At 63.4% G+C, this 19,626-nt stretch carries 21 protein-coding genes; 8 read left to right on the top strand and 13 right to left on the bottom strand.

The features are described 5' to 3' along the window. On the top strand, nucleotides 1-1,137 hold the full coding sequence (locus NKH29_RS10355; protein ID WP_023718863.1) for an ABC transporter permease: 1,137 nt from the start codon (nucleotides 1-3) through the stop codon (nucleotides 1,135-1,137). 36 nt (nucleotides 1,138-1,173) lie between these two features. On the opposite strand, the gene NKH29_RS10350 is transcribed toward NKH29_RS10355, so the two are convergent. The 3 genes from NKH29_RS10350 to NKH29_RS10340 all read right to left on the bottom strand — a co-directional run bounded on the left by NKH29_RS10350 (nucleotide 1,174) and on the right by NKH29_RS10340 (nucleotide 3,417). After that, entirely contained in the window at nucleotides 1,174-1,827 is a 654-nt protein-coding gene (locus tag NKH29_RS10350; RefSeq protein WP_352495448.1) for a glutathione S-transferase family protein, read from the bottom strand. 92 nt (nucleotides 1,828-1,919) lie between these two features. Next, nucleotides 1,920-2,897, bottom strand: a complete 978-nt coding sequence (locus NKH29_RS10345; RefSeq protein WP_352495447.1) for a threonine/serine dehydratase family protein — start codon at nucleotides 2,895-2,897, stop codon at nucleotides 1,920-1,922. Nucleotides 2,898-3,099: 202 nt separating this feature from the next. Beyond that, the gene (locus NKH29_RS10340) at nucleotides 3,100-3,417 is read right to left on the bottom strand and encodes a hypothetical protein (RefSeq protein WP_023718860.1); all 318 of its coding nucleotides are present in this window, start codon (nucleotides 3,415-3,417) and stop codon (nucleotides 3,100-3,102) included. A gap of 181 nt (nucleotides 3,418-3,598) precedes the next feature. Here NKH29_RS10340 and mbfA point away from each other — a divergent pair, with 181 nt between their 5' ends. After that, nucleotides 3,599-4,582 (top strand): iron exporter MbfA, encoded by a 984-nt coding sequence (gene mbfA / locus NKH29_RS10335; protein WP_023718859.1) that lies wholly within the window; start codon nucleotides 3,599-3,601, stop codon nucleotides 4,580-4,582. Between the two features lie 6 nt (nucleotides 4,583-4,588). Here mbfA and NKH29_RS10330 read toward each other — a convergent pair whose 3' ends face one another. The 3 genes from NKH29_RS10330 to NKH29_RS10320 form a co-directional block, all read right to left on the bottom strand. Next, on the bottom strand, nucleotides 4,589-4,933 hold the full coding sequence (locus NKH29_RS10330; protein WP_023718858.1) for an antibiotic biosynthesis monooxygenase family protein: 345 nt from the start codon (nucleotides 4,931-4,933) through the stop codon (nucleotides 4,589-4,591). Continuing rightward, nucleotides 4,930-5,262, bottom strand: a complete 333-nt coding sequence (locus tag NKH29_RS10325; protein ID WP_023718857.1) for an NIPSNAP family protein — start codon at nucleotides 5,260-5,262, stop codon at nucleotides 4,930-4,932. The genes NKH29_RS10330 and NKH29_RS10325 overlap by 4 nt, the downstream gene beginning before the upstream one ends. Nucleotides 5,263-5,357: 95 nt before the next feature. Then, nucleotides 5,358-5,573 carry a DUF1127 domain-containing protein gene (locus tag NKH29_RS10320; protein WP_352481378.1) on the bottom strand — a complete coding sequence of 72 codons (216 nt, stop codon included), beginning with the start codon at nucleotides 5,571-5,573 and terminating at the stop codon, nucleotides 5,358-5,360. 68 nt (nucleotides 5,574-5,641) lie between these two features. On the opposite strand from NKH29_RS10320, the gene NKH29_RS10315 reads away from it, so the two are divergent. Beyond that, nucleotides 5,642-6,316 carry an ArsR/SmtB family transcription factor gene (locus NKH29_RS10315; RefSeq protein WP_352789094.1) on the top strand — a complete coding sequence of 225 codons (675 nt, stop codon included), beginning with the start codon at nucleotides 5,642-5,644 and terminating at the stop codon, nucleotides 6,314-6,316. 224 nt (nucleotides 6,317-6,540) lie between these two features. Here NKH29_RS10315 and ligD read toward each other — a convergent pair whose 3' ends face one another. The 3 genes from ligD to NKH29_RS10300 all read right to left on the bottom strand — a co-directional run bounded on the left by ligD (nucleotide 6,541) and on the right by NKH29_RS10300 (nucleotide 10,535). After that, nucleotides 6,541-9,042 carry a DNA ligase D gene (ligD, locus tag NKH29_RS10310; RefSeq protein ID WP_352999517.1) on the bottom strand — a complete coding sequence of 834 codons (2,502 nt, stop codon included), beginning with the start codon at nucleotides 9,040-9,042 and terminating at the stop codon, nucleotides 6,541-6,543. A gap of 9 nt (nucleotides 9,043-9,051) precedes the next feature. Next, a complete protein-coding gene (gene ku, locus NKH29_RS10305; protein ID WP_352999515.1) occupies nucleotides 9,052-9,903 on the bottom strand; it encodes a non-homologous end joining protein Ku in 852 nt (283 codons plus the stop codon). A 125-nt stretch (nucleotides 9,904-10,028) separates the two neighbouring features. Further along, nucleotides 10,029-10,535, bottom strand: coding sequence for a YciE/YciF ferroxidase family protein (locus tag NKH29_RS10300; RefSeq protein ID WP_023718852.1), 507 nt, complete (start codon nucleotides 10,533-10,535; stop codon nucleotides 10,029-10,031). Between the two features lie 407 nt (nucleotides 10,536-10,942). Between NKH29_RS10300 and NKH29_RS10295 the strand changes: the two genes are divergently transcribed. The 3 genes from NKH29_RS10295 (at nucleotide 10,943) to NKH29_RS10285 (ending at nucleotide 13,505) form a co-directional block, all read left to right on the top strand. Then, nucleotides 10,943-11,089, top strand: a complete 147-nt coding sequence (locus tag NKH29_RS10295) for a hypothetical protein (RefSeq protein ID WP_023718851.1) — start codon at nucleotides 10,943-10,945, stop codon at nucleotides 11,087-11,089. 257 nt (nucleotides 11,090-11,346) lie between these two features. Beyond that, a complete protein-coding gene (locus tag NKH29_RS10290) occupies nucleotides 11,347-11,727 on the top strand; it encodes a thiol-disulfide oxidoreductase DCC family protein (RefSeq protein WP_502895944.1) in 381 nt (126 codons plus the stop codon). 50 nt (nucleotides 11,728-11,777) lie between these two features. Then, nucleotides 11,778-13,505: a saccharopine dehydrogenase family protein gene (locus NKH29_RS10285; RefSeq protein WP_352999513.1), complete on the top strand. Its 1,728-nt coding sequence runs from the start codon at nucleotides 11,778-11,780 to the stop codon at nucleotides 13,503-13,505. On the opposite strand, the gene NKH29_RS10280 is transcribed toward NKH29_RS10285, so the two are convergent. The 3 genes from NKH29_RS10280 to NKH29_RS10270 form a co-directional block, all read right to left on the bottom strand. Continuing rightward, entirely contained in the window at nucleotides 13,418-13,801 is a 384-nt protein-coding gene (locus tag NKH29_RS10280; RefSeq protein ID WP_352789103.1) for a DUF1850 domain-containing protein, read from the bottom strand. The genes NKH29_RS10285 and NKH29_RS10280 overlap by 88 nt on opposite strands. Continuing rightward, nucleotides 13,798-15,894 (bottom strand): TRAP transporter permease, encoded by a 2,097-nt coding sequence (locus NKH29_RS10275; protein ID WP_352999511.1) that lies wholly within the window; start codon nucleotides 15,892-15,894, stop codon nucleotides 13,798-13,800. Before NKH29_RS10275 ends, NKH29_RS10280 begins: the two co-directional genes overlap by 4 nt. 180 nt (nucleotides 15,895-16,074) lie before the next feature. After that, nucleotides 16,075-17,034, bottom strand: coding sequence for a TAXI family TRAP transporter solute-binding subunit (locus tag NKH29_RS10270; RefSeq protein ID WP_352481372.1), 960 nt, complete (start codon nucleotides 17,032-17,034; stop codon nucleotides 16,075-16,077). Nucleotides 17,035-17,292: 258 nt separating this feature from the next. Here NKH29_RS10270 and NKH29_RS10265 point away from each other — a divergent pair, with 258 nt between their 5' ends. Beyond that, nucleotides 17,293-17,646, top strand: coding sequence for a YciI family protein (locus NKH29_RS10265; RefSeq protein WP_023718846.1), 354 nt, complete (start codon nucleotides 17,293-17,295; stop codon nucleotides 17,644-17,646). Beyond that, nucleotides 17,646-18,902 carry an RNA polymerase sigma factor gene (locus NKH29_RS10260; RefSeq protein WP_352999510.1) on the top strand — a complete coding sequence of 419 codons (1,257 nt, stop codon included), beginning with the start codon at nucleotides 17,646-17,648 and terminating at the stop codon, nucleotides 18,900-18,902. The genes NKH29_RS10265 and NKH29_RS10260 overlap by 1 nt, the downstream gene beginning before the upstream one ends. A gap of 15 nt (nucleotides 18,903-18,917) precedes the next feature. Here the strand turns inward: NKH29_RS10260 and NKH29_RS10255 are convergent, their stop codons facing one another. Beyond that, complete coding sequence (locus tag NKH29_RS10255) at nucleotides 18,918-19,541, bottom strand: glutathione S-transferase family protein (RefSeq protein WP_023718845.1); 624 nt, start codon at nucleotides 19,539-19,541, stop codon at nucleotides 18,918-18,920. Between the last annotated feature and the right edge of the window lie 85 nt (nucleotides 19,542-19,626).

The following is a 19,626-nucleotide window of genomic DNA, read 5'->3' as shown; positions in this document are numbered from 1 at the left end:
ATAAACAGCGTCTTTTCCTTCGCCAGGCTCGGTGCGCTGCTGATCAAGGAGTTCATCCAGATGCGGCGCGACCGCATCACCTTCGCCATGATGCTGGGCGTGCCGCTGATGCAGCTGGTGCTGTTCGGCTATGCCATCAACAACGATCCGAAGAGCCTGCCGGCAGCGCTGGTGGCGATGAGCAGCGATCCTTACACGCGAGCCATGGTTTCGGCGCTGCAGACCACCGGCTATTACCGCTTCGACCATGTCGCGCAAAGTGCCGCCGAAGCCGAATTCCTGATGGCGCGCGGCGACGTTGCCTTCGTCGTCACCATTCCCGCCGATTTCGCCCGACGGGTCGAGCGTGGCGACAGCCCGCAGATCCTGATCGAGGCGGATGCGACCGACCCGGCCGTCGCCAGCGGCGCCATCTCGACGCTCGGCACCGTTGCCAACCAGGCGCTGCTCAGGGCGCGCGGCATGCAGGAGACAGCGGCCGAAGCTGCCCGGGGCCAGCTCCAGGTCGTAGTGCACCGGCGCTACAATCCGGAAGCCGTATCGCAATACAACATCGTGCCCGGCCTGCTCGGCGTCATCCTGCAGATGACGATGGTAATGATGACCTCGATCGCGCTGACGCGTGAGACCGAGCGCGGCACGATGGAGAACCTTCTGGCGATGCCGTCCAGCCCGCTCGAGATCATGCTGGGTAAGGTGCTGCCGTATCTGGCGGTCGGCGCCGTGCAGGTGCTGGTGGTGCTGGCGGCATCGAAGCTTCTGTTCGCCATCCCCTTCACCGGATCGATGTCGCTGCTGTTGACGGCCGTCCTGATCTTCGTGCTGGCGCTGGTGCTGCTCGGCTATACGATCTCGACGATTGCCCGCACGCAGATGCAGGCACTGCAGCTCACCTTCTTCTTCTTCCTGCCGTCGATCATGCTGTCCGGTTTCATGTTCCCCTATCGCGGCATGCCGGACTGGGCGCAGATTTTCGGCGAGGTGCTGCCGCTGACGCATTTCCTGCGCATCATCCGCGCGGTGATGCTGAAGGGCGCCGAGCTGCCGGCGGTGGCAACGGAGATCGGCTGGCTGGTGGTGTTCGTGGCGCTGTTCGCCGGCGTGGCGCTGGTGCGGTTCCGCCGGACGTTGGATTAGGGTCGAACTCGATCCGCTTGTGCAAATGACCGAGATTCACACCGGCTTGGCCTGACCCGGGACCGGCGCCAATTCAGGCGCATTGAGCCCTTCGAAGGGATCGCGCCAGGCGTCGATTTCTTCAAGCTGCCGATACCAGCGACCGACAGAAGGATAATCATCGAGCGGCAATCGGGCGACGTCGTTGAAGGGCAGAAACGTCGCCATTCGAAAGTCGGCATAGGAAACCGAACTTCCGACCAGCCAGTCTCGCTCGGAAAGCTCGGCATCAAGTATTGCGGCGGCGGTGCTGAAGTCGCTCAGGCCCTCCTCAACCCGCGCCTGATCGATCGGGCCGAGCCCATAGCGCTGTTTGGTCCCGCGTTCGAAATGCACGACGTCGCAGGCTCTTGCGAAGTTCTCTTTGCCCCAACTCAGCCATCGGATCATCTCGGGCTCGTCGTCGCCGGTGCGCCAGAAATGCGAATGCGTGTCGCGTGAAAACCGGCAGGCTATGGCGTCGGCCTCCCAGAGGCTTTTTCCCAAGCCCACAAGGATAGGCAATGAAAGATTTGGATTGAGCGGCCGAAAGCGCTCGGCCTGCCCCGGAGCGAAGGGAGAGGCGAATTCGAACTCGACCTTGGCTTTGAGATACCGTGCCACCGCGACCGCGAGGCGAGGATTGGGATTGCGGCTGAAGAACAGTTTCATTGATCTCAGTCTTTGAAGGGTACCGGTTCGACCGGGCGCAACGGACGCTCAAGCACCTCGAATCGGCACATGACCTGGAACTGGTTGCTATCCTAGCCGGCAGCAATGATCTCGGCATAGGTGCTGAGATCGACATTGCCACCGGAGAGCACCACGGCAATGCATTTCCCGGCAAGGTCGATCTCGCCTGACGACAGCGCGGCCAAGCCGACGCAACCGCCAGGTTCGACGACCAGCTTCAGGCAAGCCATGGCATCGCGCATCGCCTGTGCCACCGCCTTGTCGGAAACGGTGATGGCGCCGGCGAGATTCTTGCGGTTGATCTCGAAAGTGATCGCGCCCGGCTCGGCGACGAGAAGGGCATCGCAGATCGAGGTGTGGCCGGGCGCGTTCGACACCCTGGCGCCTTTGATCAGCGAGCGGCGTGTGTCATCGAAATGCTCGGGTTCCACGGCCCAGACGGCGGTGCCCGGTGAGGCGTCCTTGACCGCGATCGAAATGCCGCTGCTCAAGCCGCCACCGCCGCAGGGAACGACTACCGCATCCAGGCTGACGCCAAGCGCGCTTGCTTGGCGCATCAATTCGAGGCCGATCGTGCCCTGGCCGGCGATGATGGCCGGATCGTCGTAGGGCGGCACCAGGACCATGCCCCTTTCCACGTAAGAACGGACGACGGCAGTGCGATCGTCGCGGACCCGGTCGAAGGTGATCACTTCCGCGCCCATCTTCCTGACATTGCCGACTTTCATCGCCGGCGCATCGGTGGGCATGGCGATGACGGCCTTGACGCCGAACATCGCCGCTGCGGCGGCAACGCCTTGCGCGTGATTACCCGACGAGAAGGCGACGACGCCGCCAGCGCGTTCTTCCGCCGAGAGCGAGGAGAGCTTGTTGTATGCACCGCGGAACTTGAAGGAGCCGGTGCGCTGCAACGTCTCGGGCTTGAACAGGATCCTGGCGCCGAAGCGCTTGTTCAGCTCCGGCGATTCGATCAGCGGCGTTTCGACGATCAGGCCGGACAATCGCGCTGCTGCGCTGCGGATATCGGCGATGCCGGGAGGGGTGGTCATGGCGAGGTCCTGCAAGAAATGAGACCGCCTATGGTGCACGGAAAGGGAGGCCGCGCACCAATGAAAAAATGTGACGGTTACAATTCGTCTTGCAGGCAGGAGAGGAGCGTGCCTGCCACCTGCCGCCTCCTCGTCTCTCCGCCATGCGGTCGTCGCTTCAATCGACAAATCGTTGCCGATTGACCGGCTTGGCCGCCGCTCCTCACCCCAACAGCGTCTTTTGCCGTTTGGGACCGCCCATCTTACGCCAGGTGTTGAAGCGGTGGGTGGCGGCGGCGAAGGAGATCTTCATCTGCTGGGCGACCGAATAGCGCGACTTGCCCTCGTCGAACAGGCGATAGCAGCACTCGACACCCTCCTCAGTCAACTTGCCATCGGGAGCCTTGTTGTGCGGATTGGCGGGATCGAATTTTTCGACCTGCTGCTCGACCAGGCCTTTCAGGCGCTGCAGATCCGCCTCGATGTTGGCGATCAGGTCGAGGACTGGTTTGGGATCAAACGGCTGCTGTTTTTCCGGCATCTGCGGGTTCCTTTCTCTTGGTTCAGATTCGGTTATATAAGTGAACGTTCACCGATAGCAAACGACGACCTGCTCGGGGTTTCGAAATCTGTAGCTTTTGAGCATGAGTGGAGCACGCACGATTGACCGGCGACGTGCAAGGTCATAGTTTAGAACTATTCTAAACTAGGGTGAATTTCTCATGCTTTCCCGCGTTTTCGGCCTCGGCCGCCGTTCCTTTGAATCGCTCTCGGAACAGGAGATCCTGGCGCTCGCCATCTCCTCCGAGGAGGATGACGGGCGCATCTATCGCGCCTATGCCGACGGGCTGGCGGAAAGCTTTCCGCAATCGGCCAAAGTGTTCGAAGAGATGGCGGAGGAAGAGGACGGCCATCGCGATTCACTGATCGAGCTTTACCGCAAGCGTTTCGGCGAGCGGATACCGCTGATCCGGCGCGAACATGTGAAGGGTTATTACGAGCGCAAACCGGACTGGCTGGTGAGGCCGCTCGGCGTCGATCATGTGCGCAGCCAAGCCGAGGCCATGGAGCGGCAGGCCTACCTGTTCTATGTCGAGGCGGCCAAGCGCACAGGCGATGCGTCGACGCGAAAGCTGCTCGACGATCTGGCGATCGCAGAACAGGGCCACGAGACACTGGCGCAGCGGCTCGAACAAAAGCATGTGCCGGGCGCGGTCAAGGACGAAGAGGCGGCGGCCGAGCAGCGCCAGTTCATCCTGACCTACGTACAACCGGGGCTGGCGGGGCTGATGGATGGGTCGGTGTCAACACTGGCGCCGATCTTTGCCGCCGCCTTTGCCACGCACGACACGTTCCAGACCTTTCTGGTCGGGCTTGCTGCCTCGATCGGCGCCGGCATCTCGATGGGTTTCACCGAAGTGGCCTCCGACGACGGTAAGTTGTCGGGCCGCGGCTCGCCGGCAAAACGCGGTCTGACCGTCGGCGTCATGACAACGCTGGGCGGGCTCGGCCATGCGCTGCCCTATCTCATCCCGCTTTTCTGGACGGCGACCATTGTCGCCGCCGTGGTGGTTTTCTTCGAGCTGTGGGCGATCGCCTTCGTGCAGAACCGCTATATGCAGACGCCATTCTGGCGCGCCGCCTTCCAGGTGGTGCTGGGTGGCGCGCTGGTGTTTGCGGCAGGGGTGCTGATCGGGAATGCATAGCAGCCCCTATCCGTTCACCACCCGGCTGTCTGCTGGCGCCTCGGCGCGTTCGGTCAGGCCGTAGTCGCGCACGACGTGGGCGATGCGCAAACGATAGTCGGCAAAGATACCGCCGCGCCCGGCTTTCTGGGCCTGCCGATGTTCCTGCGTGTTGCGCCAGGCCTTCACCGCTTCCTCGTCGCGCCAGAAGGACAGCGACAGGATGCGGTTCGGATCGGCAAGGCTCTGGAAGCGCTCGATCGACAGGAAACCGTCGATGCCGTCGAGCAGCGGCCGCAGGTCGGCGGCGATGCCGAGGTAGGCTTCGCGCTTGCCCGCCGCCGGCTCGACCTCGAAGATGACGGCGATCATGGCTTCACCAAAGGACCATGCGGCGCGGAGGCCAGCTTGAGGAAGATGCGATCCTCCTTCAGGATGAATTTTTCCCGCCGGGCGAACTCGTAATTCGCCTTGCCGGCGGGATCGGCGGCGAGCCGGGCGCGGTAGACTTCGTAGGCCGCAAGACTGTCGATGTTGTAGGCGGCATAAGCCGTGGTGGCCGAGCCTTCGTGCGGCGCGAAATAGCCGATCAGATCGGCGCCGCAGCGCGGGATCGCCTGCCCCCAATTGCGGGCATATTCCTCGAACGCCGCCTTGCCGAACGGATCGATCTCGTAGCGGATGAAGCAGGTAATGGTCATTTTCGCCTCCTTGGCGGGTGGATGTTTCTTGCGACCACAGTTCGAGCCGGGTCGAAACGTTCCGAAGATCGATATGCTAGGCAATCCCTCCCTGATCATGCCTGCCAGAAGGATTTCGCGTATTCGCGACGGACGTCTTCGGGTGTCAGGCCAAGGTCACGCAGCAGATGATCGTCGATTTCGGCGAGATCGAGGCGCTGCGAATGACGGTCGTACCACCGCTTCAGGAGCCACAGCCGCAAGCGGCGCAAGACAATTAACGGGAACGGCCGGCGAGCAGGCGCGGCGCTGAGAATGGTCCTTGCAGGCATCGTCGTCTCCTTGATTTGCATCGAGATTAATGCTTGTCTGACGAGGATGCTTCGATGAGGAACGAACTATGCGCGAAGGCCCTGACATAGCCCGCATTGCCAGCCTGGTCGGCGATCCGGCGCGGGCAAACATGCTGTCCGCACTGATGGGCGGCACAGCACTGACGGCGAGCGAACTGGCACTCGAAGCCGGCGTGTCGCTTCCGACAGCGAGCTCCCATCTATCGAAGCTGATGGAAGGCGGGCTGCTGACGCTGGCGAGCCAGGGACGGCACCGCTATTACGGCCTCGCCGGCCCGCAGGTGGCAGGAATGATCGAAGCCATCACCGGCGTCGCTGCTGCTGTCGGGCCGCAGAGGGTGCGACCCGGCCCTCGCGACGCGGCCATGCGCGTGGCGCGGGTCTGCTACGACCACCTCGCCGGCGAGCAGGCGGTGGCGATGCTGGACCGTCTTGTCGCTCGACAAGTGCTCCTGCGCGACGACAAGGAGATCCAGCTTGGGCCGTCGGCCGCCTCGCATTTCGCCGCGATCGGCATCGACATCCATACCAAAGCGCGGCGACCGGTGTGCCGGGCGTGCCTCGACTGGAGCGTGCGGCGTTCGCACCTTGCCGGCACGCTGGGCGCCGCCATTCTCGACAAGATCCTCGCCGAGAAATGGGCGCGGCGCGAGAAGGACAGCCGTGCCGTGATCTTTTCACCGGCAGGCAAGCAGGCCTTCGAGAAAACGTTTCTCGCCTGACAGATCGCTTCGACGCGCTAGTACGCATTCGTCGTTTCACGGAAACGCCGAACCGCTCTGTCTTTTTGTTTTGACGCAATTCCGGACGGAAAACCTTTTCATACTTTTCCTGGAATTGATTTAAAGCGCGTCGCGTTCGACCGGCCTCATGCGATGCGCTTTAGGTCCTTGTTTTGATGCATGTCGTTATCGCAAAACCGCTGCACACTTTTGCGCGACATGCACTAGTCGCGCTTGAGCAGCTTGGCCTGCTTGAAAAAATCCGCCCAGGGATCGGCTTGCCCGAGCCGCTTCAGCGTCGTCTTGTCGCCGATCGGAAAGGCGTTGGGCGGCAATCCGGCCTCGATCTCCGCCCAGGTCACCGGCATCGATACCGTGGCGCCCTTTTTGGCGCGCGACGAATAGGGGGCGACGGTGGTGGCGCCGCGGCCGTTGCGCAGATAATCGACGAAAATCCTGCCCGTGCGTGCCTTCTTCGACAGCGTCGCCGTGTAGCGGTCGGGTGCGGCCTGTTCGAGCGCTCGGGCGAACTCATGGGCGAAGCCCTTGACCTCGTCCCAATCCGCCGACGGCTTCAGCGGCACGACGACGTGGTAGCCCTTGCCGCCCGAGGTCTTGACGAAATTCGGCAGGGACAGTTCGTCGAGTCGGCCGCGGATATCGAGTGCCGCCGCGCGCACCGCCTTCACGTCGACGCCCTCGTCGGGATCGAGATCGAAGATGATCTGGTCCGGCTTATCCAGTTGGTCCGTGGCCGAACCCCAGATGTGTATTTCGACCACGCCGAGCTGCACCAGAGCCACGACACCGTCGAAATCGCGGATGAACAATATCTCCTCGCCGTCGGTCGGATCCTTCATCACGGCGATCTTGTCGTGCATGCCGGCCGAGGCATGCTTCTGGAAGAAGCGTTGGCCGCCGACGCCGTCCGGCGCCCGCACGAGGCTGAGCGGCCGATTGATGACGAACTGCTTCATGCGCGGCCAGACCAGCGCGTAGTGATCGACCAGATCCTGCTTCGATACGTTCTCCTCGGGCCACAGAAGCTTGTCAGGGCGGGACAGCGTAACCGAGGTTTTCGCCGCGCCTGCGGTTTTGGTGGGCTTTGGCTTCGGCTCTGCCGTGGCTGAGCGTGCTTTCGGTTTCTCCTGCACGACTTCCTCCGCCGGCTTGTCCTCGCGCAATCCCTGGAAGGACGCGTGGCGTATTATACGGTCCGACGTCCAACTGCGAAACTCCACTTCGCCGACAAGTTCGGGCTTGACCCAGACCAGCCCCTTGCCCCTTGGCACCGCGCTGTCGAAGGGCGAGGTTGTCGTCTTCAGCGCATCAAGCCTTTTCTTCAGCTCGTTGGTGCTTTTGGCCGTGAAGCCGGTGCCGACGCGGCCGGCATAGCGCAGCTTGCCGCCCTCGTGATAGCCGACCAGCAGCGAGCGCAGGCCACGCCCGGTCTTGTCCGACGGCATGTAGCCGCCGATGACGAATTCCTGGCGCGCCGTGCATTTCGACTTCACCCAGGAGGGAACACGCCCGCTGCGGTAGGGCGCATCGGCACGCTTGGAGACGACGCCTTCGAGGCCCAGGCGGCAAGCATGCTCCAGCATGATCTTGCCGGGCTCGGCAAAGTGGTCGCTGAAGCGCACGGCCTGCTCTTCGGTCTGTCCGGCGAGCAGGCTGCGCAGCCTTTCCTTGCGCTCGACCAGCGGCTCGGAACGGATGTCTTGACCATTGAGCTGCAACAGGTCGAAGACATAGTAGATGAAACGGTCCGTACGGCCCGCCGACAGATCTTGCTGAAGCAGCGAAAAGGACGACACGCCATTATCCGCCAGCACGACGATTTCGCCGTCGATGACGGCATCGGTACATTTCAGGCCGCCAAGTGCCGCGATAATTGAGCCACCAAATTTGTCGGTCCAGTCGAGGCCGGTGCGTGTCAAAAGCCGCACCTCGGTACCGGCAAGCTGCGCCTGCATGCGATAGCCGTCGAACTTCACCTCATGCAGCCAGTCCTTACCGGGCGGGGCGTCCCGCTCCAGCGTGGCGAGCGCCGGCTCGACGAATTCGAGCCGCCTTGCCGCGACAGCCTTCGCTTTGCCGGCGGCCGGCCTGTCGGACTGCCAAACCCTTGGCTTCTTGCCGTCGGCGGTCTTGCCTTCGCCGACCTCCTCGATGGTCAGGCCGGATTTCACCGATTGCGGCGCCTCCTGCAAAATGTCCTCACCGGGACGCGCGGCGGCATCGTCGGACTTGATCAGCAGCCAGTTGTCGCGTTTTTCGCCGGGCCGCGGCTTCAGCCGCACCAGATGCCAGGCGCCATGCAATTTGTGGCCATGCAGTTCGAAATTGATATGGCCTTTCTTCATCCCTTTGGCAGGGTCGCCTTCGGGGACCCACGTGCCTTCGTCCCAGACAATGACCGAGCCGCCGCCATATTGGCCCTTGGGGATGGTGCCTTCGAACGGCGCATAGTCGATCGGGTGGTCCTCGACATGCACCGCGAGCCGCTTCTCATGCGGGTCGAGGCTGGGGCCTCGCGTGACCGCCCAGCTCCACAGCACGCCGCCATGCTCGAGACGAAGGTCGTAGTGAAGCCTGGTGGCGGCATGCTTGTGGATGACGAAGATGCCACCCGGCTCGGCTTTCTTGCCGCGCGCGAGCTTACCGGCCGGTTCGGCGGTCTTCTTAAAATCGCGCTTGGCGTGATATTGCTCGAGGCCGGCCATGGTCTGATCCTAAGCCGATTTGCGCCGGGCGGCTTTGGGCTTGGCGGCTTTTGCCGGGCGTCTGGCCTTTGCCGGCGGGCTGGCCTCCGACGAAAGGCTCTTCTTCAGTGCATCGAAGAGATTGACGACGTTGGAGGGCCGCGGTTCTGCCTTGGTCTTCGGTGCCTTCTTGCCGGCCTTCTTGGCGCGGACCAGCTCGATCAGCGCGTTTTCGTATTTGTCCTCGAATTCGGAAGGATCGAACTTCGCCTGTTTCTCATCGACAATGTGTTCGGCCAGCCTGATCATCTCGGCGTCGGTCTTCACCGGCTTGATGTCGCCGAACACCATCTCCGGCCTGCGAACCGTATCACCATAGCGCAGCGTCGTCAGCAGCAGGCCCTTCTCCAGCGGCTCGATGACCACCGGACGCTCGCGGCGGTAGAGCACGATGCGGGCAAGGCCCGCCGTCTTCTTGGCGGCCATGGCGTCGCGGATGACGGCAAAAGCCTCTTCCGAGACATCGTCCGCAGGCGTCACATAATAGGGCGTGTCGAGATAGATCTGCTGGATCGAAGATTTTTCGATGAACCCGTCGAGGCTCATCGTATGCGAGGATTCGATCTGGACGGCTTCGATCTCCTCCTCCTCGATTTGGACGAAATCGCCGTCGCCGATCTCGTAGCCCTTGATCTCGTCGCCTTCATCGAGCGGCTTGCCGCTTGCCGAATCGACATAGACGCGCCTGACAGTGTTGCCAGTCTTGCGGTTGAGCACGCGGAACGAAACTTTTTCGGCCTGGGTGACGACATTGATCACTTCGACCGCGCAGGTGACCAGCGAAAGCTTGAGGTACCCTCTCCAGGCGGGGCGCGGCGCCATGACAAACTCCCTGCGCGACAACGTTCAACCGAGAACGGGCAAAGTCCGTTCCGGTTCCGGCGGCGCAAAAGGCAAGTCCGGGCTTTCGGCCCAGCCTTGCCTGAACTCCATTCTCGATCGCGGCCCTACTCGGCGGCTTGCAGGTTGATCTTGCTTTCCGCCATCTCGGTAAGCTTGCGGTCGGTTGCCTGTTCCTCCTTGAGGTTGTTGGCCAACACATTGGCGCAGTCGCTGCGGCCCAGTTGCTTGGCCCAGGCAATCAAGGTGCCGTAACGGGTCATCTCATAATGCTCGACCGCCTGGGCGGACGCGATCAGTGCAGCGTCGAGGACCTCCTTGTCGGCGATGTCGCCGCTGACCTCATCGGCCTCTTCGAGAATGCCATCGATGGCCGGGCAGTCGACTTCCTTGGCCTTCACGCCGTGCAGCTCGAACACCTGCTCGACACGCTGAATATGACCCTTGGTCTGGGCGAGATGCTTCTCAAAGCCGGCTTTCAACTGCGGATCACTCGCCTTGTCGATCATCTTCGGCAGCGATTTCTCGATCTGTTTCTCGGCGTAATAAATGTCGCGCAGCGTGTGCACGAACAGATCGTCGAGTGTTTTGATGTCCTTCGAAAAGAAGCCCATGGCCTTTGCCTTTCCATTGCTCTTGCTGTTTCGGATTTTTGGCTGCGGCTTCAGCCGGAAGCTGCAGCCCGCGCAGCCGGTTCGTCCCGGCACTGGGAAATCAACGTGCGGCTGACGGGCCGGTTCCTGGTTTTTCGACCACGTGCACGGAAATTTCGCGGTGGCAGCAAAAGTGAAACAAACGCGCGCCTCGGCGACATTCAGGCGAAACATATGTGATGCAAAAGTCACACTGGGCGAAATGCCGACGGACAGCACGGAAACACCGCGAATCAGCCGCATTGCAGCCATGAACAAAGGCATTTTCGACCAGAGATTAACATCGCGTTCACCGACTATTCACGCCTGGACGCTATGATCCCCGCAATTCGGAAGGGACATCCGAAACGGGACAGGGACCGAGTAAAATGAGCTTCTGGAATCAAATCGCCGGCTATGCCGCCGCCATCCGCGAATTCGTCGCGCCGACCTATCGGCCCGAGCGCTATTACATGCGCGGCCCAGGCCCCGCCTGCGCACGCCGTGGCAACACGCTTGGGATCAGCGTGCACTGATGATGACCATGGAAAGCCGTCACGACAGCCGTATCTGCCGGCCCGACGCCGACAACCGGTCAACGACCTATCGCGCCGAGCGCCCTGCGCTGACCGACAGACGGCGGGCGACAACGCCAAGCCTCTAACATTCCGGGCTTTGATCCAGCCGCCGGCAGGCTTAGTGTCGCCTGACACCAGCTGCCGGGCGCCACGTGATCGTCAAGCCGAACCATTCTCCTGAGCCGCCAGAATTCGAATCAAGTCGCTCGTTGATCGTGTTCGACGGCGTCTGCGTGTTGTGCTCGGGTTTTGTGCGGACGGTGGTAAAGCTCGACCGCAAGGGCCACTTCCATTTCGTAACGGCGCAATCGCCGCTCGGCGAGATGCTGTTCAAGAAATACGGGCTGCAGACGGATCGCTACGAGACCAATCTCGTCATCATCGATGGCGCGGCTTTCACACGCCTGGACAGTTTCGTTGCCGTCATGGCCGAACTCGCCTGGCCATGGCGAGCGGCGCGGATCCTGCTGTTGTTGCCGCGCCCGCTTCGCGACTGGCTCTACGATCGCATCGCAAAGAACCGCTACGCCCTGTTCGGCAAGAAGGACAATTGTGAAATCCCTTCCGCCGAGGTGAGGGCAAGATTGATCGGCTAGGCTCATCGCCGTGGCCGGGAGCGGCGCGGGGCATTTTGGGGGAACTGCGGATGAAGGTTCTTGTCATCGGCGGTTATGGCACCTTTGGCGGTCGCACCGTCGAGCTTTTGGAGGGCGAGCCCCATCTGATCCTGTTCGTCGCCGGGCGCTCGCTCGCCAAGGCTGACGCGTATTGCAAGAAGCGCGCCCCGACGGCAGCGCAACTGCTGCCGTCACTGTTCGACCGTGACGGCGATCTCGCCGTGCAACTCGCTGCATTTGAGCCTGATATTGTGGTCGACGCGAGCGGTCCGTTCCAGGCCTATGGCGAGGGACGCTATGGCCTGATCGAGGCATGCATCGCCCGGCGCGTCAACTATCTCGATCTTGCCGACGGCTCGGATTTCGTCGCCGGTGTCTCTGCGTTCGACGAGGCGGCGCGAAACGCCGGCGTCTTCGTGCTATCCGGAGTCTCGAGCTTTCCGGTGCTGACGGCGGCGGTTGTGCGCCGCCTGTCTTCGGACCTGACGCGGGTCGACGGAATTCGCGGCGGCATCGCGCCGTCGCCCTTCGCCGGTGTCGGCGGAAACGTCATTCGCGCTATCGCCGGTTACACCGGTCAGCCGGTGCGCCTTGTTCGTAATGGCCGTCCCGAACAAGGCTGTCCGTTTACCGAGCAGCTGCGCTATACTATCGCGCCGCCGGGCCAGCTGCCGCTTCGAAACACGCTGTTCTCGCTGGTCGACGTTCCGGACCTGCGTGCTCTGGCCGAGCTTTGGCCGGAGGCGAGGACCATCTGGATGGGAGCCGGGCCGGTACCCGAGGTGCTGCACCGCGCCCTGATCGGCCTCGCCTGGCTGGTGCGCGCCGGGTTGATCGGTTCGCTTTCGCCGCTGGCGCCGCTGATGCATCAGGCGACGAACCGGCTGCGCTGGGGCGAGCATCGCGGCGGCATGTTCGTCGAGGTGGAGGGATCGGACCGCGCGGGCGCCACCGGCAAGCGCTCGTGGCATCTCTTGGCCGAGGGCAACGATGGGCCGCTGATCCCGTCGATGGCGGTTGAAGCGCTGGTCCGCAAAGTGCTGGCCGGACATCAGCCCGCGCCGGGCGCACGGGCGGCGGTGCGCGATTTAGAGCTCCGGGACTATGAGGCCCTGTTCGCCGGGCGGACGATCTACACCGGCTTCAGGAACGGGGCCGCGGACGAGGACAAGCCGCTCTATGCCGAGCTGCTCGGTGCCGCCTGGCAAGGCCTTCCCGAGGCAATTCGGTCAATGCATGACCGTACGGTCACGGCCGCAGGCCGCGCTAGCGTAGAACGCGGGCACAATGTTCTTGGCCGGCTAATGGCCTGGATGGTCGGCTTCCCCGGAGCAAGCGAGGACATCCCGGTTCATGTCCGCTTCGACACCGACAAGGACGGCGAGACCTGGACGCGGACATTCGGCAAGCACAGTTTTTCGAGCCTACAGTTCGCAGGCCGGGGTCGATCGCAGCGCCTGCTGTGCGAACGCTTCGGCCCGCTGACCTTCGCGATGGCACTGGTTGCCGAGGACGGCCGGCTGGCACTGGTCTTGCGCCGCTGGAGCTTTTTTGGCTTGCCGCTGCCGATCTGGCTCGGTCCACGCTCGACTTCCTACGAAACGGTGGAGGATGGCCGCTTCCGCTTCCATGTCGATATCTCGCATCCGCTTGCCGGCATGATCGCCCGCTACCGTGGCTGGCTAGAGCCTTCCGACCCGCACGGCTCCAGCGAGATCGTGTCGCCTGCCACCTTGCCAAATTCGCGGCAGTCCTGAGCCGTGCACAGCGTCCAGCCTTGACCCGTGGCGCCCGAGGCGGCGAGCACCAGGCGCCGCTGTGGCCCGACCCGGGGCGCATAGACCCACCAGCCGTCGCGCAGCGCCGAGCCTTGCGGCGGCTCCATGCCGGCGCCCGAGCCCTTGATTCGTGCCTCGACGAGTTGCAGGCCGGACGGCAGCACCTTCCAGTCTTCCTGCCAATGGGTCTTCTCCACAGAATGCGTCCAGGAGAGCGTGAAGGCGGCGACCGCGAGCGTCATCGTCTTGCCGGCCGCGACGATGCAGAGGCTCATGCCGAATTGGCCAGTGACGCCTGCCGCGCGCGCCAGCAGTGCCACCCGATCCAGGCAAGAGACAGCGCCCAGCCCGCCTCGTCGGTGAGCGGCAGCGCCGCAACCAGCAGCACGCCAGCGGCGAAGGCGACGAGGCGTTCCCACCAGGCCATGCGCCGGGCGAGAAAGCCGACGGCGGCGGCGCCCCACAGGACGATGCCCATGCAGGCTTTGATGACGATGTAGGCGACCTCGACGGGATAGCCGAACTGGGCGGCGATCGGGCCGGGGTCCTGCAGCATCAGCGCCGGGGTATAGACCGCCATGAACGGCACCACGAAGCCAGCAATGGCAAGCTTGGTGGCCTGGATGCCGATCTTGAGGCCGCTTTCCTTGGCCATGGGTGCGGCGGCGAAGGCGGCCAGCGCCACGGGCGGGGTGAGATCAGCCATGATGCCGAAATAGAAGACGAACATATGGCTGACCACCAGCGGCACGCCGAGCGACAGAAGCGCCGGCCCGGCTAGCGACGAGGTGATGATGTAATTGGGAATGGTCGGGATGCCCATGCCGAGCACCAGGCAGGTGAGCATGGTCAAAAGCAGCGACAGGAACAGATTGTTCTCGCCGATCGAGATGATCCAGCCGATGAAGGTCGAGGCGATGCCGGTGAGCGTCAGCGTGCCGATGACGATGCCGACGATGGCGCAGGCAATGCCGACCGGCAGCGCGTTCTTTGCTCCCTCGGCAAGGGAATCGATGCATATGCGCAGTGTCTCGCGCCCGCCCTTGAAGGTGAGGCAGGCGACGACCAGCACGGCGATGACCAGGCTGAGGATGTTGACGCCGAACTTCATGAAGGAAGCGGCGGCAAGCCCGAGCGCCAGCCAGAAGACGACGCGGAAGGCGAGCGGCCCGATCGATGCCGCCAGCGGCGTGCCGAGGATAAGCACAATGGTCAACGCCAGGCCCATGGTGCCGGCGAAGACCGGTGTGTAGCCGGCAAACAGCAGGTAGATCAGTGCTGCGAGCGGCAGTACCAGCGGCCAGTGTTGTCTCACCGCATCCCACGGATTGGGCAGGTCGGCCTTGGCCATGCCGTGCAGGCCGGCCTTGCCGGCCTCCAAATGCACCTGCCAGAAACAGGCGCCAAAATAGAGCAGCGCCGGAATGATCGCCGCCTTGACCACCGCGGCATAGGGAATGTTCAGCGTCTCGGCCATGATGAAGGCAACCGCACCCATCACCGGAGGCATGATCTGGCCGCCCATCGACGAGGTCGCCTCGACGGCTCCGGCGAAGGCCGAGCGGAAGCCGAAGCGCTTCATCAGCGGGATGGTGAACTGGCCGCTGGCCACCACGTTGGCGACGCCGGAGCCGGAAATGGTGCCCATCAGCGCCGAGGACAGCACGCAGACCTGCGCCGGGCCGCCGCGCCATGAGCCGACCAGGCCAAGTGCAAAATCGTTGAACAGCGCGATCATGCCGGCGCGTTCGAGAAAGGCGGCGAAGACGACGAAGATGAAGATGTAGGCGGCCGAGACATAGATCGGCGTGCCGTAGATGCCTTCGGTGCCATAGGCGAAGGTGTCGACGAGCTGGGCGAAATCATAGCCGCGATGGATGAAAGGCGGTGGCAGATGATTGCCGGCAAATGCGTAGGCGAGAAAGATGAACGCAATAACGGCAAGCGGCAGTCCCATCAACCGCCGCGCCGCCTCGAAGACCAGCACGACCAGCACCGCGCCGACGATCAGGTCAGGCGTGGTGAGGAAGCCAGAGCGGCGGATCAGGTCGGCATAGAATACCCAGTTGTACAGACCGGTGGCGAAGCCGAGCACGCCGAGAGTCCAGAAGACTGCTTTCGCCGGGACGCTTTTGGCACGCAGATTGGCGATCAGGGCAAAGCCGAGCAGCAGCAGGAAGCCGACATGCATGGCGCGCACGACCTGGCTCGGCAGGCTGCCGTAGGCGGCGATGTAGATCTGGAAGATGGAGAAGGCGACGGCGATAAAAAAAGCCGCCTTGCCGGCGATGCCTTCGCCGAAGCCCGGTGGCAGGCCTTCGACAGCGATTTCGGCTGTGGTGGAAAGAACGGTCGGGGTTTCGGTCATTGGCGGGGTTCCTGGGGGGCGTCCCTCTCCCTTGAGGGGAGGGTGGACAGCCGCCGAAGGCGGATGGACGGGTGGGGTAACCTCAACTGCCTCGACCTTTGCCTGAACGATGGAGCGCGTCGCCGAGGACCCCTCCCGGCCCTGCGGGCCACCCTCCCCTCAAGGGGGAGGGATGGCGCCTTACTTCACCAATCCCTTTTCCTTGTAATACCTCTCGGCGCCTGGATGCAGCGGCACCGGCATGCCGTCGAGCGCCTTGGCCGGGTCGATCGCCTTGGCGGCGGCATGGGCAGCGGTGAGCTGGTCGAGATGCTCGAACAGCAGCTTGGTCATCTGGTAGGCGGTCTCGTCGGAGACATCGGCGCTGGTGATCAGGAAATTACCGACGGCGGCGGTCGCGACATCATCGGTCTGGCCCTCATAGGTGCCTTTCGGGATGACCACGGAAAGATAGGGCGAGCCGATCTTGGCGACGTCCTCCGCCGGCACGGCAACGATGTTGACCGGGACCGAGGTGGCGAGGTCGCGGATCGAGGCAACGCCCAGGCCAGCCGATTGCAGCGTAGCGTCGAGCTGGCGGTTCTTGATCAGCTCCACCGATTCGGCGAAGGGCAGATATTCGATCCGCCCGAGGTCTTCGTATTTCAGCCCGGCAGCGGCGAAGATCGTGCGGGCGTTGAGCTCGGTGCCCGAGGCCGGCGCGCCGACCGACAGGCTCTTGCCCTTGAGGTCGGCGAGCGTCTTGATGCCGGACTCCTTGCTGGCGACGATCTGGATGTAGTTGGGATAGATGGCGGCAATGCCGCGCAGCTTGTCGAGCTTGCCTGGGAAGCCGGCTTCGGTATTGCCCTCGGCGGCCAGCTTGACGGAATCGCCGAGCGCAAAGGCGATCTCGCCCTTGCCCTGTTGCAGCAGGTTGAGGTTTTCGACCGACGCTTTCGTCGCCTGCACCTGGGTACGCGCGCCTTCGATGCCCTTGCCATAGATCTCCGACAGCGCTACGCCGAGCGGATAGTAGACGCCCGACGTGCCGCCGGTCAGCACGTTGATGAATTCCTGTGCCTTGACCGATACCGCGCCAAGGCCAAGCGACAGCGCCAGCGCGCCGGCTGCAACAAATTTCGTCCTGAAATTGAGCATGCGATTTCCTCCCTGAAAATGCGCCGCCGTGCCCTCCTCTGCGGCACGAAGCGAAGCGAGTTTAGACAGCGGGCGGGAAATGCCAACCCGCAATAGCAGCGATTAGACGAACGGCTAGGCGATGCCGTAACACATCGGCGCTTGCGCGAGATCGCATCGCGGCCGAAAGATTTTTCCAGCGCCTGTCGAAATCGGGCAGGGCCGCGCGACATACGTCCGGCTCGCAACGATGCGGCCTTCGAGAAACGGGAGAAGACCATGCGATATATGCTTTTGATCTACGGAAACGAAGCGGGGATGGCGGCCGCGCCGGCAGATGCGGTGACACAGATGTCGAGCGCCTATGTCGCCTACACCGAAGCGCTGAAGAAATCGGGCGCCTGGCTCGCCGGCGACCGGCTGAAGCCGACGCAATCCGCTACCTCGGTGCGGATGGCCAATGGCAAGACCAACGTGCTCGACGGCCCCTATGCCGACACCAAGGAGCAGCTTGCCGGTTTCTATATGATCGAAGCGGAGGACGTCGACGCGGCTATTGCCTGGGCGGCGCGCTGCCCGGGCGCCAGCACCGGCACGGTAGAGGTGCGGCCGATCTGGGAACTCACCATGTGATGCCTGAACTGCCCGACACCGCACGGGCGGCGGCGGAAGCGGCCGCCCGGCAAAGCTACGGCAAGCTGGTCGCCTATCTCGCCGCACGCGCGCGCGACGTGGCCGCTGCCGAGGACGCCTTGGCCGATGCCTTTGCAGCGGCGCTCGAGCGTTGGCCACAGGCGGGCGTGCCCAACAAGCCGGAAGCCTGGCTGCTGGCGGTGGCGCGCCGGCGCCGCGTCGACGCGCTCAGACGGCGGCTGACAAGCGAGGCGGGCCGCGACCACCTCAGGCTGATCGCGGAGGAGATGGAGGCACGCATGGCCGACGAAGACCTGCCGGACGAGCGGCTCAGGCTGATGTTTGCTTGCGCTCATCCGGCGATCGAGGCCGGTATCCGCGCGCCGATGATCCTGCAGACGGTTCTGGGCTTCGACGCAGCGACCATCGCCTCGGCCTTTCTTGTCTCGCCGGCCACGATGAGCCAGCGCCTGGTGCGCGCCAAGGCCCGCATCCGCGAGACCGGCATTCCGTTCCGCGTGCCGGAGCGGGCCGAACTCGGCGAGCGGCTGGGCACCGTTCTGGAAGCGATCTACGCGGCGTTTGCCGAAGGCTGGTCCGACCCCGCCGGCACCGAAGCGCAGCGGCGCAATCTCGCGACCGAAGGCATCTGGCTCGGCCGGCTGGTCGCCTCGCTGATGCCGGATGAGCCGGAAGCACTCGGCCTGCTGGCGCTGATGCTGTTCGCCGAAGCGCGGCGCGCAGCGCGGCGCAATGCGGCAGGCGACTATGTGCCGCTAGCGGAGCAGGATCTTGCACTGTGGGACGATACAATGATCGACGAAGCGGAGATGCTGCTCGGGCGCGCCGCTGCCAAGGGCGTGGTCGGCCGCTACCAGCTCGAGGCCGCCGTGCAGTCAGCCCATGCGACAAGGCGGCTGACCGGCGGCACCGACTGGGTCGCGATCAAGGAGCTCTACGACGCGCTGTCGGTGATTGCCGGCTCGCCGGTGGTGTCGATCAACCGTGCGGTGGCGATTGCCGAGGCCGAAGGTGCTTCGGCAGGATTGGGCGCCCTTGATCAACTCAGCGGCGACAAGCGGCTGTATGACTATCAACCTTACTGGGCCGCCCGAGCGGGCCTGCTGGCAAGACTCGGCAGAGTTCCGCAAGCGAGCGAGGCCTATGACCGGGCTATCGGCCTCGAACGCGATCCGGCCGTGCGCCGGTTCCTGCAGGAACGACGGGCAGGTCTCGACCGCGCGGAAAGACACTGAGACAAGGCGGAGTGCTTAGGCCGGCCACATGTCGTGGGAAGCATTCAGCCTCTTTATCACCCGATGTTCCCGCAAATTGGCCCACAGGCGTTCGATGTTCGGCCAAGCGGTTGGAATCTTCGCGACCTCGGGATGCCAAGCCACCAACATGACGAGATAGATGTCGGCCAGCGAGAGCCGGTCGCCGACCAGCCAGTCGCGGCCTTCGAGGGCGGCATCGAGAATGGCGAAGCCGCGATCCATTTCCGAGACCGCCGCCTGTTTGACGGCTTCCACGCCGCCGGGATCTGTCGTGTAGCGATGAGCGTAGAAGAACCGCAGGTCAGCCGAATAGATGACGGAGGACATGAAAAACATCCAGCGCAGGAAGTCGGCACGGTCAGGTGTGTTCGCTGCCGGCGCTAGAGCTGCTTCCGGATAGCGTTCGGCGAGCAGGATGCAGATTGCCGCCGACTCGGTCATCGAATGCCCGTCCGGCAAGACCAGGACCGGGACCTGGTTCAAGGGATTGATGTCGAGGAAGGCCTGGTTGGGTCGGCCTTTTGGAACATCGATCTGGTCGAAAGGCACTCCCGCTAAAGCAAGCGCCGCCTCGACGACAAAGCCGCCGGTATTGGCACGCGTATAGAGCTTGTACATGAAGTCCTCCACCTGCCGGTGCAGCGACGATTTGATATGGAAGTGACTCGCCGCTCAAGCGAACGACGCCCGCCACAGGTGGTTT

The organism is Mesorhizobium sp. M1295 (assembly GCF_040318135.1).
In the GTDB taxonomy this organism is placed as follows: domain Bacteria; phylum Pseudomonadota; class Alphaproteobacteria; order Rhizobiales; family Rhizobiaceae; genus Mesorhizobium.
This window is presented reverse-complemented; position numbering and strand designations above follow the sequence as displayed.

Excerpts from the sequence above, each read along its gene's own strand:
- NKH29_RS10260 (WP_352999510.1), top strand. The coding sequence starts at position 17,646 with ATGCCTGAACTGCCCGACACCGCACGGGCGGCGGCGGAAGCGGCCGCC.
- NKH29_RS10320 (WP_352481378.1), bottom strand. The coding sequence starts at position 5,573 with ATGCCTGCAAGGACCATTCTCAGCGCCGCGCCTGCTCGCCGGCCGTTC.
- NKH29_RS10270 (WP_352481372.1), bottom strand. The coding sequence starts at position 17,034 with ATGCTCAATTTCAGGACGAAATTTGTTGCAGCCGGCGCGCTGGCGCTG.
- NKH29_RS10325 (WP_023718857.1), bottom strand. The coding sequence starts at position 5,262 with ATGACCATTACCTGCTTCATCCGCTACGAGATCGATCCGTTCGGCAAG.
- ku (WP_352999515.1), bottom strand. The coding sequence starts at position 9,903 with ATGGCGCCGCGCCCCGCCTGGAGAGGGTACCTCAAGCTTTCGCTGGTC.
- mbfA (WP_023718859.1), top strand. The coding sequence starts at position 3,599 with ATGCTTTCCCGCGTTTTCGGCCTCGGCCGCCGTTCCTTTGAATCGCTC.
- NKH29_RS10295 (WP_023718851.1), top strand. The coding sequence starts at position 10,943 with ATGAGCTTCTGGAATCAAATCGCCGGCTATGCCGCCGCCATCCGCGAA.
- NKH29_RS10280 (WP_352789103.1), bottom strand. The coding sequence starts at position 13,801 with ATGAGCCTCTGCATCGTCGCGGCCGGCAAGACGATGACGCTCGCGGTC.
- NKH29_RS10340 (WP_023718860.1), bottom strand. The coding sequence starts at position 3,417 with ATGCCGGAAAAACAGCAGCCGTTTGATCCCAAACCAGTCCTCGACCTG.
- NKH29_RS10345 (WP_352495447.1), bottom strand. The coding sequence starts at position 2,897 with ATGACCACCCCTCCCGGCATCGCCGATATCCGCAGCGCAGCAGCGCGA.
- NKH29_RS10265 (WP_023718846.1), top strand. The coding sequence starts at position 17,293 with ATGCGATATATGCTTTTGATCTACGGAAACGAAGCGGGGATGGCGGCC.
- ligD (WP_352999517.1), bottom strand. The coding sequence starts at position 9,042 with ATGGCCGGCCTCGAGCAATATCACGCCAAGCGCGATTTTAAGAAGACC.
- NKH29_RS10255 (WP_023718845.1), bottom strand. The coding sequence starts at position 19,541 with ATGTACAAGCTCTATACGCGTGCCAATACCGGCGGCTTTGTCGTCGAG.
- NKH29_RS10275 (WP_352999511.1), bottom strand. The coding sequence starts at position 15,894 with ATGACCGAAACCCCGACCGTTCTTTCCACCACAGCCGAAATCGCTGTC.
- NKH29_RS10330 (WP_023718858.1), bottom strand. The coding sequence starts at position 4,933 with ATGATCGCCGTCATCTTCGAGGTCGAGCCGGCGGCGGGCAAGCGCGAA.
- NKH29_RS10350 (WP_352495448.1), bottom strand. The coding sequence starts at position 1,827 with ATGAAACTGTTCTTCAGCCGCAATCCCAATCCTCGCCTCGCGGTCGCG.
- NKH29_RS10300 (WP_023718852.1), bottom strand. The coding sequence starts at position 10,535 with ATGGGCTTCTTTTCGAAGGACATCAAAACACTCGACGATCTGTTCGTG.
- NKH29_RS10315 (WP_352789094.1), top strand. The coding sequence starts at position 5,642 with ATGCGCGAAGGCCCTGACATAGCCCGCATTGCCAGCCTGGTCGGCGAT.
- NKH29_RS10285 (WP_352999513.1), top strand. The coding sequence starts at position 11,778 with ATGAAGGTTCTTGTCATCGGCGGTTATGGCACCTTTGGCGGTCGCACC.